This window comes from Stenotrophomonas sp. PS02298, from assembly GCF_029959445.1.
Lineage (GTDB): Bacteria > Pseudomonadota > Gammaproteobacteria > Xanthomonadales > Xanthomonadaceae > Stenotrophomonas.
The window spans coordinates 1-15,529 of sequence record NZ_JASCOR010000112.1 but is presented as its reverse complement, the minus strand read 5'-3'; the positions used below and the strand labels follow the sequence as shown (position 1 = coordinate 15,529).

The 15,529-nt window shown below is 66.0% G+C and carries 10 protein-coding genes; 7 read left to right on the top strand and 3 right to left on the bottom strand.

What is annotated here, in order from left to right; genetic code table 11:
- The coding region (locus QMX78_RS15230; RefSeq protein ID WP_282271027.1) for a DUF3418 domain-containing protein at positions 1-2,181 on the top strand (2,181 nt) is incomplete at its 5' end.
- Positions 2,182-2,193: 12 nt separating this feature from the next.
- On the opposite strand, the gene QMX78_RS15225 is transcribed toward QMX78_RS15230, so the two are convergent.
- Both QMX78_RS15225 and QMX78_RS15220 read right to left on the bottom strand, forming a co-directional pair.
- Complete coding sequence (locus QMX78_RS15225; RefSeq protein WP_282271026.1) at positions 2,194-2,703, bottom strand: DUF4124 domain-containing protein; 510 nt, start codon at positions 2,701-2,703, stop codon at positions 2,194-2,196.
- 77 nt (positions 2,704-2,780) lie between these two features.
- Positions 2,781-3,296, bottom strand: a complete 516-nt coding sequence (locus tag QMX78_RS15220; protein ID WP_282271025.1) for a hypothetical protein — start codon at positions 3,294-3,296, stop codon at positions 2,781-2,783.
- Between the two features lie 61 nt (positions 3,297-3,357).
- Between QMX78_RS15220 and QMX78_RS15215 the strand changes: the two genes are divergently transcribed.
- Positions 3,358-5,514 carry a bifunctional (p)ppGpp synthetase/guanosine-3',5'-bis(diphosphate) 3'-pyrophosphohydrolase gene (locus QMX78_RS15215; protein ID WP_282271023.1) on the top strand — a complete coding sequence of 719 codons (2,157 nt, stop codon included), beginning with the start codon at positions 3,358-3,360 and terminating at the stop codon, positions 5,512-5,514.
- Positions 5,515-5,527: 13 nt separating this feature from the next.
- Complete coding sequence (locus QMX78_RS15210) at positions 5,528-7,075, top strand: hypothetical protein (RefSeq protein WP_282271021.1); 1,548 nt, start codon at positions 5,528-5,530, stop codon at positions 7,073-7,075.
- Positions 7,076-7,232: 157 nt separating this feature from the next.
- Here the strand turns inward: QMX78_RS15210 and QMX78_RS15205 are convergent, their stop codons facing one another.
- Entirely contained in the window at positions 7,233-9,335 is a 2,103-nt protein-coding gene (locus tag QMX78_RS15205) for a glycosyltransferase (protein WP_282271019.1), read from the bottom strand.
- A 96-nt stretch (positions 9,336-9,431) separates the two neighbouring features.
- On the opposite strand from QMX78_RS15205, the gene mrcB reads away from it, so the two are divergent.
- The 4 genes from mrcB to tsaB all read left to right on the top strand — a co-directional run bounded on the left by mrcB (position 9,432) and on the right by tsaB (position 15,367).
- Positions 9,432-11,858: a penicillin-binding protein 1B gene (gene mrcB, locus QMX78_RS15200; RefSeq protein ID WP_282271016.1), complete on the top strand. Its 2,427-nt coding sequence runs from the start codon at positions 9,432-9,434 to the stop codon at positions 11,856-11,858.
- 8 nt (positions 11,859-11,866) lie between these two features.
- Positions 11,867-12,400, top strand: coding sequence for a hypothetical protein (locus QMX78_RS15195; RefSeq protein ID WP_282271014.1), 534 nt, complete (start codon positions 11,867-11,869; stop codon positions 12,398-12,400).
- 153 nt (positions 12,401-12,553) lie between these two features.
- On the top strand, positions 12,554-14,650 hold the full coding sequence (locus QMX78_RS15190) for an ATP-dependent DNA helicase (protein ID WP_282271013.1): 2,097 nt from the start codon (positions 12,554-12,556) through the stop codon (positions 14,648-14,650).
- Between the two features lie 9 nt (positions 14,651-14,659).
- Positions 14,660-15,367 (top strand): tRNA (adenosine(37)-N6)-threonylcarbamoyltransferase complex dimerization subunit type 1 TsaB, encoded by a 708-nt coding sequence (gene tsaB, locus QMX78_RS15185; protein WP_282271011.1) that lies wholly within the window; start codon positions 14,660-14,662, stop codon positions 15,365-15,367.
- Positions 15,368-15,529: the final 162 nt, after the last annotated feature.

Below are 15,529 nucleotides of genomic sequence, written 5' to 3'. Positions count from 1 at the left end.
GAGTCGGGTTTCCCTCGAGTTTTGTCCGCCGCGGAAGGAGTCAGGGGGAAACCCGACTCTGACCCCGGTTTTAACTCGATCCCGGACAAGGTACGCATTGCGGCATACCAGACTCTTCATCGCGCAGTTCTTGCAGGCCTGCCAACCCAGATTGGTCATCGCACCGACAAGGGCGACTTCCAGGCGCCACGTCAGCGCCGTTTCCATTTGTTCCCGGGTTCGGCCCTGGCCAAGCGGCCGCCGCCGTGGGTGCTCAGCGCCACGCTGTTGGATACGGCGCGCGTCTGGGGCATGACCAATGCCTCGATCGAGCCGGATTGGGTGATTGCCGAGTTGCCGCACCTGCTGGCGCGCAAGCACTTCGATCCGCATTGGTCGCGTGCCCAGGGCCAGGTGCTGGCCTCCGAGCAGATCAGCCTGTTCGGCCTGGTGCTGGCACCGAAAAAGCCCGTGCACTACGGCAGGATCAATCCCGGCGAGGCGCACGACATCTTCGTGCGGCAGGCGCTGGTCACCGGTGAGATCAATACCCGCGCCGGTTTTGTCGCCGACAACATGAAGCTGCTGGAGCAGGCGCGCGAAGAGGAAGCCAAGCTGCGCCGTGCCGGCATCGTTGCCGACGAGGATTGGCAGGCGCGCTGGTACCTGGATCGGGTGCCAGCGCATATCCATTCGGCCAATCTGCTCGATGGTTGGTACAAGGCCCTGCCACCGGAGCAGCGCCGCAGCCTGCACTGGTCGCTGACCGATCTGTTGCCGGGCGAGGGCAGTGAACAGGATCGTTACCCGAAATATTTCCCGCTTGGCGATGCGCGCCTGGCCATGCATTACCGCTTCGAGCCGGGCAGCGAGGAGGATGGCGTCACCCTCGATGTGCCATTGCACCTGCTCAATGCACTGGACCCGGCGCGACTGTCATGGCTTGCCCCCGGCTTTGTCGCCGACAAGGCCTCGGCCCTGATCCGCAGCCTGCCCAAGGCGATGCGTCGCAATTATGTGCCGGCGCCTGACTTTGGCCGTGCGTTTGCGGAAGCCTGGGCGCAGCCGTCGGCTGACGACATCCGTGGCGAGCTGGCGCGCTTCCTGTCCAAGGCGACCGGGGCGATGGTCGCTGCGACGGACTTTGATGTGGACGCATTGGACCCGCACCTGCGCATGAATCTGCGTTTGTTTGAAGCAGCATCCGGTAGTGCAACCCGCGGCAAGTCGGCTGGCGCTGGCGAAAAAGAAGGGATGAAGCTGCTCGCCATGTCGCGTGACCTGGATGCACTGCGTGCCCGCTTCGGCGAGCGCGCTGGTAGCGCGTTTGCTGCACGTGCAGGCGCGGCCCTGGCAGCCGAGGGGCTGCGCGAGTTTCCAGCCACCGCCATTCCCGAGCAGGTTCCGGGTGAAGCCGGGGTGCCGGCCTATCCTGCGCTGGTCGATACCGGCGAGGCCGCTGCACTGCGCATCTTCGCCGACAAGAGTGAAGCTGCGCTTGCGCATCCGCAGGGCGTCCGCCGCCTGCTGGAGATCGCCTTGGCCGACAAGCTCAAGCAGGCACGCAAACAGCTGCCTGTGTCGCCCAAGACGGGCCTGTTGTATGCGTCCATCGAGTCGCAGGAACGGCTGCGTGGCGATCTGGTCGATGCGGCGGTAAACGCGGTGCTGGCCGATGGCTTGGAAGCGATACGCACACCGGAAGCCTTCCAGCAGCGCTGTGCCGACGCCGGCAAGCGCCTGTTCGGCGAAGCGATGGAGCGGCTCAAGCTGGCAGAAAGCATCCTCGGCCTGACCGGTGAGTTGAAGCCGCAGCTGGAGTCACCATTGATGGGCTGGGCACGGGGCAACCTGGACGACATGCAGGCGCAGCTGGCCGGTCTGGTGCATGCAGGCTTCCTGCGCGAGACGCCAGCCGATGCGCTGGCGCAGTTCCCGCGTTACCTCAAGGCGATGATCCTGCGTGCCGAACGTGCCAAGCGCGATCCGCCGCGTGACCAGGCACGCATGCTGGAGCTCAAACCCTTCGTTGATGCCTTGCAGGAAGCGCGTGTGCAGGGCCTGGCGCAGCGACCGCAGTGGGCGGCCTTGCGCTGGGACATCGAGGAGTTGCGGGTATCGCTGTTCGCCCAGGAGCTGGGCTTCCGTTCCGGTATCTCGGCCAAGAAGCTGGCGCAGCGGGTGGCAGCACTGCGCAGCTGAGCGCGGCTGCGTTCAGCGGGCGGTGGCGGCTCCCGGGCGGTGCTGCTGGACGCAGGCGCGACGGGCGGTGTTCATCTGCGTATGGGCGTTGGCATGTTCGCGGCTGATGGCCTGGCGAAAGGTCGCCATGCGTTCCCGCAAGGCCTTGCTGCGTTGTGCATCCTCGGCGGCAGCGAGCTGCTCGCCGAGCATGCTCATCTGCTGCTGCAGGGTACCGACACGATCATTGGACGAGCCATAGATGGACGCGGTGGCTGTGCTGATGCAGCTGCGCTCGGCCTCGCGCGCCTCTGCCAGCTCCCCGCTGTCGACGGGCGCCGCCGCCTGGCCTTCGTTGGCTGTCGGTTGCAGTGGCGCAGGAGTTGAAACCAGTGAATCACGCAGCTTCATCGGTTCGGCGCGGGCATCGCAAGGGTGCTCGGAATACATGGTTTCGCCGGACTTGCCTTTGCATTTGTACACCTGTGCCGCGGCGCTGGTGGGCAGTAGCAGCAACAGCAGGGTCAGGACGGATACGCGCATGGCAAAGGCAGGCTCACAGTGGGAACGACCAGGAAACACCTGCCCAGGCGGGTGCGGCCAGGGCAGGGAAGGGGCAGTTACTTGGTACGGCGGACCTTGGCGCGGGTGTTGAGGCCATCGATCTGTAGATACCACACGTTCATCAGGCCGGGGGTGATACGCACCGCCGGGCTTTGCTTGCGCACGCCGCTGACGCGCGCTTCATCGGTTTGTTCCCAGATCTGACCGTTGTCCAAGGTGTATTGACGGCCCTTGCCGAAGCCGTGGAATTCACCTTCGAGGTTTGCCTGGATGGGGTCCTTGGAGCCGAAATCAAAAAAGCCGCGGTTCTTGACGATCACTTCCTGGCGGCCTTCTTCGCGCGCCTGTTCCACGGCAACGCTGGCAGCCTCGGCGACCTTGCCCTGCAGCCAGTTGTTGAGCGTGACCAGCTCCTCGGGGCTGAGCTTGTTCAAGCCGGCGGCATTGAATTCCGCGGCGGACATCTGCTGTTGCAGATCCCCCTGCACCACGCGCTGGGCGTGTGCATCGATGAATGGGTACGACGACAGAGCGGTGGCGGCAAGCAGGACAGCAAGGCGGGGCAGCTTCATGAACATTGTTCCCAGAGAGGGTGGGCGCTAGTGTAGGGGCATCCGCCCGTAATTGAATGCTGTGAACAGTTCCCCCACCCCCGGCCTGGAAGCGCTGCTGCAGCGCGCCTCAACCCGTGCCCTGTCCGAGCCGCTGCGCCAGGCCTTGATGGCCTGCTGGCAGCAAGCGGACACGGATGTGTCGCCGCGCCTGTCCTGGCCGGTACTTGCCGATACCCTGGATTCGCTGGCGCTGCTGTCCGCCGACGAAAGTGTGATCGTCGCCGCCCTGCTGTTTGATCTGCCCGGGCTGCGCGCGCGCGTGGCCGAGCTGCCGCTGGGGCCAAGTACCACGGCGGTGACCGGTCTGCTGGACGGGCAGGAGGCTGCGGACCAGGTGTGGGCGCTGCATGCCGGGCGCGAAGCCGGCCGCAACAGCGAAGGCCTGCGCCGGCTGCTGCTGGCGATCATCCATGACCTGCGGGTGGTGCCCATCCTGCTGTCCCGGCAGTTGGCCTGCATGCGTGCGGCCGACAAGCTACCGGCCGAGGAGCGCCGTGCGCTGGCCCAGCTGACCCGCGACATCCACGCACCGCTGGCCAACCGGTTGGGTATCTGGCAGTTGAAGTGGGAGCTGGAGGATCTGGCATTCCGCTTCCTCGAACCGGACACTTACCGCCATATCGCCCGCGAGGTGGACGAAACCCGTATCGCCCGTGAGCGCTATGTCGAGGCGGTGAAGAAGAAACTGTCGGCTGCCCTGGCCGAGCAGGGCATCGGCGCTGAAGTCAGCGGCCGGCCCAAGCACATCTACAGCATCTGGCGGAAAATGCAGAAGAAGCAGCTGGCCTTCGAGCAGCTGTATGACCTGCGCGCGGTGCGGGTGATGGTCGATGACGTTGGTGCCTGCTACGCCACGCTCGGCGTGGTGCATGCGCTGTGGACGCCGATTCCCAGCGAGTTCGACGATTACATCGCGCGCCCCAAGGCCAATGACTATCGGTCGCTGCATACCGCGGTGATCGGCCCGGAAGGTCGCACCATCGAAGTGCAGATACGCACCCACGAAATGCATGCGCAGGCCGAACTGGGCGTGGCCGCGCACTGGAAGTACAAGGAGGGCGGCAAGGGCGCGGAGAAGGCCTTCGATCGCAAGATCACCTGGATGCGGCAGTTGCTGGAGCAGGCCCAGGAGCCCGGCAGTGCGGATGATCTGGCCGGCGCGCTGGATGCCGAGCTGATCGAGGACCGGGTTTATGCGCTCAGCCCCAAAGGCGAGGTAATGGACCTGCCGGCGGGCGCCACACCGCTGGATTTCGCCTACCACGTGCACACCATGGTCGGGCACCGTTGCCGCGGGGCCAAGATCAATGGCCGGATCGTGCCGCTGACCTACCGCCTGCGCAGCGGCGACCGCGTCGAGATCCTTACCGGCAAGGAAGCTGATCCCCGGCGTGACTGGCTGCTGGTGTCCAATGGTTTCCTGGCCAGCGGGCGTTCGCGCGAGAAGGTCCGCAACTGGTTCCACAAGCTCGACCGTGCCCGCAACGTGCAGGCCGGCCGTGAGCTGCTGGACCGTGAATTGAAGCGATTGGGCCTGCAGCATTCGGACCTGATGGTGGCGGCGCGCAAGTTCCACGCCGACAGCGTCGACGATCTGTACATCCAGGTTGCGCTGGGCGATACCGGACCCAACCAGGTCAGCCGCGCGCTGCTGGAGGCCGAAAAAGCCGCCTCGCAACCTGCGGTGCCAGCGTTGCCACGGCCAACCGCGCGCCGCGGCAGCATCGGCAAGTCCGATTTCACCGTGCAGGGCGTGGGCAACCTGCTGGTGCAGTTGGCGCGTTGCTGCCAACCGGTGGCCGGTGAGCCGATCACCGGCTATCTCACCCGCACCCGTGGTGTCACCGTGCACCGCATGGACTGCGCGTCGCTGGCGCGCTTGTCGGCCGCCCATCCGGAACGGGTATTGCCGGTGGAATGGGGACGTACCGGCACCGGCTATGAGGTGGATGTGATGGTGCGTGCGGTTGACCGCCGCTGGCTGTTGAAGGACATCACCAACCTGATCGCGCAGGAGGATGCCTATGTGCTGGAGATCAACAGCGACAACCTGCGCGAGAGCGGACGCATCCAATTGCGCCTGCGCTTGAAGGTGAGTGACTACGGCCAGCTGTCCACCCTGCTTGGAAAACTCGATGCCTTGCCCGGCGTAGACGATGCGCGAAGGCTGGGATAGGTAAGCTTGGCGCATGGAGAACTGGCGTCAGCGCGGCCAACAGGGATTGGAGACATTCGGCGACAAGCTGCGGCTGTACGGGCGCTGGTGGGTGGCGCGTGGCTGGAACAGCCCGCGTGCCTGGCGTTCGATCGCCATCGGCGTGGCCGCCTTGGCGCTGCTATTGGCGTTGTTCCGGCAGCCGCTGGCCGACTGGCTGTGGCCGGAAACCAAGATCCAGCAACTGCTCGATGACGGCCGCCAGGCGCTGCGCGAAGGGCGCTTGAGTGCCACCGACGGGCGCGGGGCACGTGAACTGTTTGAGGCCGCCGCCGCGCTGGACCCGGACCGCAGCGATGTGCGCAACGCGCTGGTGCAGACCGCGCAGGCAGCGCTTGCGCAGGCGCGCGCACAGTTGGCGGCAGGAGATCGCGAGGCGGCTGCGGCCAGCCTGGCGCTGGCGCGGCAACTGCAGGCACCTTCCGCCGAGATTGATCTGCTCGCGGCCAGGCTGCAGCAGGCGGTGCGCGGGCATGACGGCATCGAGCAGCTGTTGCAGCAGGCCGAGGCCGCGCAGGCGCAGGGCCGTCTGGATGATGCGGCCGACGCGGCCTTGCCGCTGTACCAGCGTGTGCTGGCGCTGCAGCCGGACAAGATGCAGGCGCTGGAAGGACGTGACGAGGTGCTGTCCGACCTGTTGACCCAGGCCACGCGGGCGGCGGATCGCGGTGATCTTGCCGCTGCTGCAGCCTTGCTGCAGCGGGTGGAGCACTATGACGCTGGTCATGCCAATCTGCCGGGGGTCAAGGCGGTCATGAATGCCGCGCTGGAACAGCGTCGGCAGCAGGGCGAGCGTGATCTGGCACGCGGCCGCCTGCAGCGCGCAGCCACTGCTTTCCAGCAGGTGCTGGCGGCAGGCGAGGACCCGGTCGCCCGCCAGGGGCTGCAGCGCGTCGCCCATGCGCAGGTGCAGGAAGCATTGCGTCTAGCTGCGGATTTTCAGTTTGAAGCGGCTGAGCGCGCGCTCCAGCACGCGCGTGAACTGGCGCCGGACAGCGTCGAACTGAGCCCTGCCGAACAGGTGCTGCAGCGCGCGCGTCAGGCCCGGCAGTCGATGGAGGCACCGGTTGCCGGCGCCGAGCGCGAGCGCCGTTTGAAGGTGCTGCTCAAACAACTCGACGAAGCCGAGGCCCGCCAGCAATGGTTGTTGCCGCCCGGCAGCAGCGCCTATGACCGCTTCAAGGCGGCACAGGCGCTGGCGCCGCAGGACCCGCGGGTCAAACGCGCGGCGGCAAGGATACTGCCGGCCGCGCGCACCTGCCTGGACGACAACCTGCGCGGCAATCGGCTACGCGCCGCGCGTACCTGCCTGGATGCCTGGCAGGCGCTTGCTCCGACCGATCCGGCGTTGGCACCGGCGCGACGACGGCTGGCGCAACGCTGGATCGCGGTTGGCAGCGAACGCTTGGGAGGCGGCGACACCGCCTTTGCACAGCAGGCGCTGCTGCAGGCGCGTGAGATCGATCCGGCGACGCCGGAAATTTCCGGCTTCAGCGAGCGGGTGCGCAACGCGCTGCGTTGATTGTCGCGGGCGCTGCGCCGGGATGAGCAGGGTAGCGCTGAGCTACGCTCGGCTGACGCTTTACCGGTATGGCTCCAGCGCAGCATGACCGCGCTCCATCGATGGTCCGGCTGCGCGTGCACGCTTGCATACGGTGTGATTGAACGAGCGACCTGCGCTATGGAGAAAAAAACACCCGCTGCACGGCGAGGCACGCCGCATCCATCGAGAAGTGCTCGGCAATATTGGCCAAACCGTTGCCTGACAGCTGTTGCCATAGCGCCGCGTCGTCATACAGGCGCAGGACTGCATCGGCAAAGGCCTGGCTGCCGTCGGCAACCAGTACATCCTGGCCATCCTGCAGGTGCATGCCTTCCACGCCGCAGGTGGTGGCCACAACTGGTTGGCCGTGGGCCATGCTCAGGTTGACCTTGCCCTTGACCCCGGCGCCGAAGCGCAGCGGTGCCACCGCAACGCGCATGCCGGTCATGAAGGGAACAACATCGGGGACATAGCCATGTACCTGTACGCCTGGGCTGCCGGCGGCCAGCGCATGGATGCTGTCAGGTACATCGGCGCCGATGCAGTGGAATTGGATCTCCGGACGCTGGGCATGGATCAGCGGGAACACCTCGCCGATGAACCAGGTCATCGCATCCAGATTCGGTGGGTGGCGGAAGCCGCCGACGAACACCAGATCATGCCGTTGTGCCCAGCCCTGGCCAGCGCCAGCGACTTCATGCAGATTGGAGATCAGTTCGACCTGCACCTGTGGTGCGTCGGTCGCCAGCTGCTCTTTTTCAGCCGCGCTGACCAGCAGGGTCACATCGGTGGCTGCCATCACCGCCAGCTCGCTGGCGCGGGTGCGTTCGGCGCTGCGCAGCAGGCGCTGGTCGCGGGCCAGCTCGGCACCACGGCGCTCGCGCAGGTAGTGCAGGTCGACGGTGTCGAACACGGTACGCGCCTGCGGGGCAAACTGTTTCAACAACGGCAGGCACTCGTTGGCAACGTGGTAGCGGACCAGCATGACCACGGCGAAGCGTTTGCCGTTGTCACGCAACCAGCTGCCAACGCGGTCGAGGAAGGGCGCATGCCAGACCTCCACGCCCATGGCCTGCAAGGCCTGGCTGGCCGCGCTGGCGGGTTCGCCGCGGGTAGGCAGGAACACCACATGCGCGCCTTCTGCCAGCAGCATGCGGATCAGGTTGAACTGGCGCAGCGAGGCCGAATCACGGTCGGGTTGTGGCAGGCACTCATCGATGATCAGGATCTGTCGCTGGCGGCGATGCAGCAGGGCAGGTGACGGTACGCTGCCTGCTGCTGGCTGCGCGGCAAGTGCGTCCTGCCAGACCTTGGCGAATACCGTTTGATTGCGGACCTGGTAGGCCTTGACCCCGGTGCTGGTGTCGGTGCCATTGCTGGTGCCCTCGTCGTGCACGACGCGGCTGGCAGGTTGCACCAGCACGCGTCGCCCGGCTGCGCGTACCTTGAAGGCCAGGTCGGTGTCTTCGTAGTAGGCCGGCGCATAGCGGCTGTCCAGTCCACCCAGTTCTTCAAACAACAGCCGGGGTATGGCCAGCACTGCGCCGGAACAATAGTCGGCATCGCGTAGCGCGCTGTAGCGGGGGTCTTCGGCCGATTCAAAGCGGCCGTAGCTCCAGCAGCTGCCGTCGGCAAAGACCACGCCGCCGGATTCCTGCAGGCGACCATCCGGATACAGCAGCTGGGCGCCGATCAGGCCGGCGTCGGGCACACGGGCGAAGGTCTCAAGCAGTGCGTCCAGCCAGCCGGGTTGGGGAATGGTGTCGTTGTTCAGCAGCACCACATAGTCGCCGCGGCTGAGCCGCAGGCCATCGTTGCAGGCGGCAATGAAGCCGCCGTTCTGGGCGCGCAGGTGATAGCGCAGCCCGTCGATCTGCTGCATCCAGGCGCGGGTGCTGTCGCTGCTGCCGTCGTCTATCACCAGGATCTCGCAGCTGGCGGCGGGCGGATGCGCGGCCAGGGCGCGCAGGCAGGCCAGCGTGTGCGCGCAGTGGTTGTAGACCGGAATGACGATGCTGGCCGTTGGGCGCTCGCTGCCGGGCACACGGAACGGCGCAAACGGGACGTTGGCGGGGAAGTACAGCGGTTCGCGCTGAGCGGGCGGTTGGCGGCGGGTATGCACGCCAACCCGGTGCAGCGTGGCCCGCCAGCCGCGGGTGCGCAGGCTGGCCAGACCCCGGCGGATCAGGCCGATGATGCGATTGACGGCGTAGCGCGCATCGGCCAGCGAAATCGACATTCCTTTGGAACTCCAGCTTAAGCAGGGAACTGACGGTCAACGCCCCCGGGGATGTGGCTGCGTTAGACTCATTGCAAACCACATTCTCGCATCCCTGTGCCACGACGCCACGATTCCGACCAGTTCGAAGACGATACCGACGGCAACAGCCCTGTGTGGCGGAGCCGCTTGATCACCTGGGGATTGGCTGCAGCCGCATTGGGGCTGGGTTTCATGATCCCGTATACGCTCTACCTGAACAGTCAGGTCAGCCAGCGTTTTGGCGAGCTGCGTTGGCAGATCCCCACCCGCGTCTATGCGCGGCCGCTGGTGCTCAGCCCGGGCACGGCGATGAACACCAATACCCTCAAGACCGAGCTGGCAGCTTCCGGCTACCGCGAGGACGGTGCCGGCAACAGCCCCGGCACGTATAAGGTGCAGGGCGGCAGCTTCAGTATTTCCAGCCGCGGCTATGTCGACGTTGATGGCAATGTCGCCGCGCGCAAGGTTGATGTGGTGGTTTCCGGCGGTCAGGTGGCCTCATTGCGCGATGCTGGTAGCCGCAAGGCGCTGAAAGCCGCGCGTCTGGATCCGGCACGTATCGCCACCTTGTACGGGCAGAAGCAGGAAGAGCGCCGGCTGGTGCGGGTGGGCGATGTTCCGGAGCTGCTGGTCACCGGCTTGCAGGCTGTGGAAGACAAGGACTTTGCCCGTCATCACGGCATTGATCTGAGCGGTATCGCGCGCGCGGTGTGGGTGACCATCCGTACGGGTGGTGAGACCAGGCAGGGCGCCAGCACCTTGACCCAGCAGCTGGCCCGCAGCGGCCTGCTCGGCATCGGCAAGGAACAGACGATCACCCGCAAGTTCAACGAGGTGCTGTACGCGCTGATCATGGAAGCGCGCTACGACAAGTCCACCATCCTTGAGGCCTACCTCAACCAGGTTTACCTGGGCCAGCGCGGCAAGCAGGCCATCCATGGCGTGTCCTCCGGTGCCGAGTTCTGGTTTGGCCGCGACCTCAACTCGCTGAGCAGCGAACAGATCGCCTTGTTGATCGGTCTGGTCAAAGGCCCGTCGTTCTACGACCCGCGGCGCAATCCTGAAAACGCACTGGACCGCCGCAACTTCGTGCTGGGCAAGCTGCACGAAAACAAATTGATTGACGACGCCGAGTACCAGCGTGCCCTCAAGGCGCCGCTGGGCGTATCCAAGACGGCAGGTATTGCCGCCGCCAACCGGTTCCCGGCCTATGTGGACCTGGTACGCCGCCAGCTGGGTAACGACTACCCGGAAAGCGTGCTGCAAGGCGCCGGCCTGAATGTATTCACCGGCATGTCGCCGTCGGCCCAGGCCTATGCCGAGGGCGCGGTGGCACACACCATCAAGGCACTGGAAAACAAGCGTCGCCCGGAGCTGCAGACCGGCCTGGTTGTGACCGACGTGCACAACGGTGACGTGCTGGCCGTGGTCGGCAGCCGTGATGTATCCGAACCGGGCTTCAACCGCGCCATCGACGCGCAACGGCAGGTTGGTTCGCTGCTCAAACCCTTTGTCTACCTGCTGGCATTGGCTCAGCCGGATCGCTACTCGCTGGCCAGTTGGGTCGATGACTCACCGGTGACCGTCAAGCTCAGCCGCGGCCGCAACTGGACGCCGGGCAATGCCGACAACCGCAGCCACGGTACGGTGCGGCTGATTGATGCGTTGGCCCGTTCCTACAATCAGGCCACCGTGCGCGTTGGCATGCAGGTCGGGCCGGAACGGCTGACCCAGTTGATCAATGTGCTGGCCGGGCTCAAGGCCGAGTCCAATCCGGCGGTGATCCTGGGTTCCACCGACCAGAGCCCTTACGGCATGGCCCAGCTATACCAGTTCCTCGCCTCCGGCGGAGAAATCCAGCCGCTGCATGCGGTGCGTGGCGTGGTCGATGCGCAGGGCAAGCTGCTCAAGCGCTATGACAAGAGCCCGGCGCCGGCACAGGAGGGCGACTCGATCGCCGCCAACCTGATCAGTGTCGGCCTGCAACAGGTGGTGTCCAGCGGCACCGCCTCGGGCTTGAACGCCGCAGGCCTGTCGCGGCTGCAGGCCGCCGGCAAGACCGGTACTTCCAACGACGGCCGTGACAGCTGGTACGCCGGTTATACCGGTGACCATCTGGCGGTGATCTGGATGGGCAACGACCAGAACGAGCAGACCGGTTTGTTTGGCGCTTCCGGTGCGATGCGGGTGTGGTCGGGTATCTTCCGCAACCTGCCGAGCAAGGCCCTGCAGGTGAACAACAAGGGTCTGGACTGGCAGTACGTGGAAGCGGCGGGCAGCAATGCCACCGACGAATCCTGCCCGGGCGCGCGCCGGTTCCCGTTCGTGGTTGGCTATGCGCCGCAGTACGTGCCCTGTGCTGTGCCGGCGGAAGTGCCGCTGGAAGAAGGTGCTGACGGCGCGCAGGAGCAGTCCGGCGGCGGCTGGCGTGGTTGGCTGGGGCTGGACCGCAAGGAACCTGAACCGGCTGCGGCCCCCGCTGCGCAGACGCCTGCGCGATAATCCCGCCCATGAATACCAAGCCTTTGATCCGCTACGCGCTGCTTGCTGCTGCAGTTTCCCTGTCACTCGCAGGCTGCGTCAGCGCACCACCGGCGGCGACGCCCACGCCGGTTGACACCACCACGCCGGCACAGCGCCTGGCTGCGGTGGATGCCATCGCCGGTGTCAATGACACCGAGCTGTCAGTGCAGCCGCTGCGCGATGCGCAGGTGGATGATCTGCGCCAGACCGCCATCGCCCTGCGCAAGGCCGGTGACCTGGCCGGTGCAGCTGAAGCCTTGAACGAAGCGCTGCTGCAGGTGACCGATGACCCGGGCATCCTGCAGGAACGCGCCGAAGTCGCCCTGCTGCAGGCCGACTGGGCGCGCGCCGAGACCTTGGCCAGGAAGGCGGTGGATCTGGGCTCGCGCACGGGTCCGCTGTGCCGTCGCCACTGGGCTACCATCGAACAATCGCGTCTGGCCCGCGCCGAAAAAGAGAATGCCGTCTCCGCGCATGCACAGATCGAAGGCTGCACGGTGCCGGGGATCAAGCGCTTTTGATTTGTGCCTGGAATCGGGAGTTGGGAATAGGGAGTTGAACAGCCTGATCGCTGGGCGAAGGCGGGCTCCGCCGTTGCCATGGCGTGATCAACGTTCCGAATGCGGTTTATCCCCATTCCCCATTCGCGATTCACCATTCCCAACGCTCAAGCCATGTCCTCCCTAGTCACCGCCAGCTGCGAAGCACTCAGTGAAGGCGGCGCGCTTGCGCGTCAGCTCGATGCCTTCGTGCCGCGCCCCGCCCAGCTGCGCCTGACCGGGGCCATCGCCGAGACCTTCCAGCAGCGCGACGTGTTGCTGGCCGAAGCCGGTACCGGCACCGGCAAGACCTACGCCTATCTGGTGCCGGCCTTGCTGTCTGGTTTGAAGACCATTGTCTCCACCGGTACCCGCGCGTTGCAGGACCAGCTTTACCACCGCGACCTGCCGCGCGTGCGCGCCGCATTGGGCGTTGGTCATCGATCCGCTCTGCTGAAGGGGCGGGCGAATTACCTATGTCGCTATCGCCTGGATCAGGCACGCGGCGAGCCGCGTTTCACCTCGACCGAGCAGGTGGCGCAGTTCCAGCGCATCCTCACTTGGTCCGGCCGCACCCAATACGGCGACATGGCCGAGCTGGATGGCTTGGCCGATGATTCGCCGTTGCTGCCGATGGTCACCTCGACCGTGGACAACTGCCTGGGAACCGATTGCCCGTTCTGGGGCGATTGTTTCGTGGTGCAGGCGCGGCAGCGGGCGCAGGAGGCGGATCTGGTGGTGGTCAATCATCATCTGCTGCTCGCCGATCTGGCTCTGAAGCAGGAAGGCTTCGGCGAAATCCTGCCCGGCGCGCAGGCCTTCGTCATCGACGAGGCACACCAGCTGCCCGAGCTGGCCGCCAATTTCTTCGGTGAAGGTTTCGGCATGCGCCCGTGGCAGGAACTGGCGCGCGACTGCCTGGCCGAATGCCGCAGCGTCGCTGGCGCGCAGGCCACCCTGCAACAACCCGTAGCGACGCTTGAGCTGGCCTTGCGCGAACTGCGCGAGGCGATGGAAAAGCTGCCGCAACGTGGCACCCGCTGGCGTGCCCTGGCAGTGCCGGCGGTGGCTGAAGGTTTTGATGCGGTCGCTGCGGCGATGGCGCAGCTGCGCGATGCACTGAGTTTTGTGCGCGAAGCATCGCCGGGGCTGGATGCCTGCCATGCACGCGCGCTGGAAGGTGTGTCGCGATTGTCACGCTGGTTGGATGACAGCGACAGTGGCGCGGTCGATGCGTGGGATATCGATGAGGTTGCAGTCGCGCCGGGAGAAGGTGTCGCGTCAGCGGCCAGCGACTCGCTGTTTCCCGTCGACGATGGCAACGATGTGCTGTGGTACGAACTGACACCGCGCGGTTTCCGCTGCCAGCGCACGCCGATGGACGTATCCGGCCCGTTGCGCGAGCACCGCCTGCGTTCGATGGCGGCGTGGGTATTCACCTCGGCCACGCTGACCGTGGATGGTGGCTTTGAGCACCTGTCCAAGCGTCTGGGTCTGGATGATCCGGATACGCTGGTCCAGCCGAGTCCCTTCTACTGGCAGCAACAGGCGCTGTGCTATCTGCCGCAACAGCTGCCCGATCCGGCCGCGCGCGGTTATGGCGCGGCCTTGATCGCGACCTTGCGGCCGGTACTGGAGGCCTCGCAGGGTCGGGCATTCCTGTTGTTCGCCTCGCACCGCGCGCTGCGCGAGGCCGCCGATGCGTTGCGTGGCGGCCCTTGGCCTTTGTTCGTGCAGGGCGAGGCGCCGCGCGCCAGCCTGCTGCAGCGCTTTCGCGAGTCGGGTAATGGCGTGCTGTTGGGCGCGGCCAGCTTCCGCGAGGGCGTGGACGTGGTTGGTGATGCGCTGAGCGTGGTGGTGATCGACAAGCTGCCGTTCGCCGCCCCCGATGATCCGGTGTTCGAAGCGCGGCTGGATGCGATCCGCCGCCAGGGCGGCAATCCGTTCCGCGATGAGCAGCTGCCGCAGGCGGTGATCGCGCTCAAGCAGGGCGTTGGCCGGCTGATCCGCAGCGAGACCGATCGCGGCGTGCTGGTGCTGTGCGACCCGCGCCTGCTGTCGCGCGGCTACGGCCGGATCTTCCTGGATTCGCTGCCGCCGTTCCGACGTACCCGCGCGCTGGCCGATGTGCAGGCCTTCTTTGCGCGACAATGGGCGCCGGAGGCGGATTCCGCCAGCGTGCCGCCCTCGGCTGACGCTGGTTCTGAAGCGCCGCCGTTCTCCCTTTCCTGATGTGATGCCATGAAGCTGCTTGCCTTTGAAACCGCCACTGAAGCCTGTTCCGTCGCCCTGTATGTGGATGGGCAGGTATTGGAACGGTTTGAAGTAGCGCCACGCCGGCACGCCGAATTGAGTCTGCCGTGGGCCGAGCAGTTGCTGGCCGAAGCCGGTGTCGCCCGCAGCCAGCTGGACGCGATCGCGCTGAGCCGTGGTCCGGGTGCCTTCACTGGCGTGCGTTTGGCAATCGCCATCGCGCAGGGCATTGCCTTGGCGCTGGATCGGCCCTTGTTGCCGGTATCGACCCTGCAGACCTTGGCACTGCGTGCGCCGGCCGATGCGCCGCGGGTGCTGGCCTGCATCGATGCGCGCATGGGGGAGCTTTACGCGGCGCGCTATCTGCGTGACGCCGATGGCGCACTGCAGTTGCAGGAGCGTGAGTTGCTGGTCGCGCCGGATGCGGTGCAGCTGCCGGCCGATGACAGCACCTGGGCTGGTGTTGGTACTGGTTTCGCGGCGGGCGAGGGCGTGTTGAGCGCTCGCCTGCAGCCGCGGCTGAGCAGTGTGGATGCGCAGGCATTGCCCGGTGCCGCCGACGTGCTGAGGATCGCCGTGCCGGCGATGCTGCGCGGCGAAGCCATCGCCCCGGAGCTGGTGCAGCCGGCCTACCTGCGCGACAACGTCGCGCTGACCCTGATCGAACAGCAGGCGTTGCGCGATTCCAAGCGCTGAAGCTGTCGCGGGGTGTGATGGTTGTGGGAGCGGTGTAAACCGCGAAGCTCACGCACCATCAGATGACGATCAGCTTGGTGGTTCGGGCATTACCAGCCTCGCGGCTTACGCCGCTCCCACAACAACACAGCGGCAACACCGCTTGTGGGAGCGGCGTAAGCC

Bases quoted from the DNA above. Each gene is read 5' to 3' on its own strand.
- QMX78_RS15190 (WP_282271013.1), top strand. From the start codon at position 12,554: ATGTCCTCCCTAGTCACCGCCAGCTGCGAAGCACTCAGTGAAGGCGGC.
- QMX78_RS15220 (WP_282271025.1), bottom strand. From the start codon at position 3,296: ATGAAGCTGCCCCGCCTTGCTGTCCTGCTTGCCGCCACCGCTCTGTCG.
- QMX78_RS15210 (WP_282271021.1), top strand. From the start codon at position 5,528: ATGGAGAACTGGCGTCAGCGCGGCCAACAGGGATTGGAGACATTCGGC.
- tsaB (WP_282271011.1), top strand. From the start codon at position 14,660: ATGAAGCTGCTTGCCTTTGAAACCGCCACTGAAGCCTGTTCCGTCGCC.
- QMX78_RS15225 (WP_282271026.1), bottom strand. From the start codon at position 2,703: ATGCGCGTATCCGTCCTGACCCTGCTGTTGCTGCTACTGCCCACCAGC.
- QMX78_RS15195 (WP_282271014.1), top strand. From the start codon at position 11,867: ATGAATACCAAGCCTTTGATCCGCTACGCGCTGCTTGCTGCTGCAGTT.
- QMX78_RS15205 (WP_282271019.1), bottom strand. From the start codon at position 9,335: ATGTCGATTTCGCTGGCCGATGCGCGCTACGCCGTCAATCGCATCATC.